Annotated in this window: 1 protein-coding gene and 1 pseudogene; both read right to left on the bottom strand. The window is 74.4% G+C overall.

Annotated elements, in window-relative coordinates; genetic code table 11:
- Window positions 1-223: 223 nt before the first annotated feature.
- The gene (locus DEJ23_RS15280; RefSeq protein ID WP_258375596.1) at window positions 224-1,090 is read right to left on the bottom strand and encodes a PfkB family carbohydrate kinase; all 867 of its coding nucleotides are present in this window, start codon (window positions 1,088-1,090) and stop codon (window positions 224-226) included.
- Window positions 1,091-1,149: 59 nt separating this feature from the next.
- A pseudogene (locus DEJ23_RS15275) lies at window positions 1,150-1,372 on the bottom strand (aldehyde dehydrogenase); the annotation flags it as partial.

Below are 1,372 nucleotides of genomic sequence, written 5' to 3'. Positions count from 1 at the left end.
GGGCCGCCTCGTAGGCCGCGTCGACGTCGTCCTGCGACGCCAGCTGGATCTCGACGAGGGACGCACCCGTCCACGGGTCGATGTCCTCCGCGGTGCGGTCCGACGAACCCCGCCGCCACTCGCCACCGATCGCCAGCCGGTCGAAGCCGGTGTACCGCTCGTCACTGTGGTTGCTCATGTCGTTCCCTTCGTGGGTGGTCGGTGATCGGTGGTGGCTGGTCCGTCACGTCGTCCGTCGGTCGAGCGCCGGCCGGCCCCCGAGGCGCGCCACCGTGCTCGCAGCGGCGCGTGCGGCCGCCTGGGCAGCGTCGTCAGGCGCCGCCCCGTGGGCGAGTGCGGCGACGAGCCCCGCCAGGAAGGCGTCGCCCCCACCCGTCCGATCGACGACGGGAGTGTCCCCGTAGGGCAGGAACACCGTCCCCGTGCCCCAGTCGACGAGATCCCCCTCGCCCGGCACGGTGACGGCGGCGATCGACGGTCCACGGCTGAGGAGGTACCGCGTCGTGTGGGCGGCGTCACCCCGGTCGCGCACCACGGACCCGGTCCACGCGGCCGCCTCGACGGCGTCGGCGCGGACGAGGTCGGCCGAGGCCAGCAGGGCGTCGCCGTCGGTGTCCGCAGCCCCGTCGAGCACGATCCGGGCCCCGGCGTCGGCAGCGGACCGCGCCGCCACCGACAGGGCGTCCGCAGGCTGTTGCAGCTGCAGGGACACCACCGCGGCTCCCGCGAACAGCGGCGCGGCGCGTTCGACGTCCGTAGGGTCGAGGAGCGCATCCGTGGGCACGTCCTCCAGGAGACGCCGCCCGTCCTCGCCCGTGACGTCCACCAGCAGCGCGGTCTTGCCGCGACGCGCGACACCCGACACGTCCAAGCCCTCGGCTTCTGCCTCGTGCAGCACGTCCTGCCCCGCGTGGTCGGTGCCGACCACGCCGACGATCGCCACGGCGAGCCCGAGCTGGTGCAGTCCGAGCGCCTGGTTGGCGCCCTTCCCACCGAGCCGCTCGATGCGCCGCCCGATGCGCGTGCTCCCGCCCGGCTCGGGCACGCGCCCGACGTCGAGCACGAGGTCCCGGGCGACCTGGCCGACCACGACGGCCCGCCGAGGTCGGTCCAGGCCACCGCTCCGGGGTGCTGGTGGCGCCGTCCGCGTCATGCGCCCTGCGGGTGGAGGAGGACCTTCGTCCAGCCGTCCTCACGCTTGTCGAAGTGGTCGTACGCGTCCGGGGCCTCGTCGAGGGAGACCTCGTGCGAGACGATGTCGCCCGGGTTCGCGACGCCGCGGATGATGAGGTCCCGCAGGTGCTCGTTGTACCGCTTGACGGGGCACTGGCCGGTGCCGAAGGACAGGCCCTTCGTCCACGCGGTCCCCCAG

It is taken from the genome of Curtobacterium sp. MCSS17_008 (assembly GCF_003234185.1).
GTDB lineage: Bacteria > Actinomycetota > Actinomycetes > Actinomycetales > Microbacteriaceae > Curtobacterium.
Note: the sequence above shows the minus strand (reverse complement) of the source record. Positions and strands in the feature narration are given on the sequence as shown.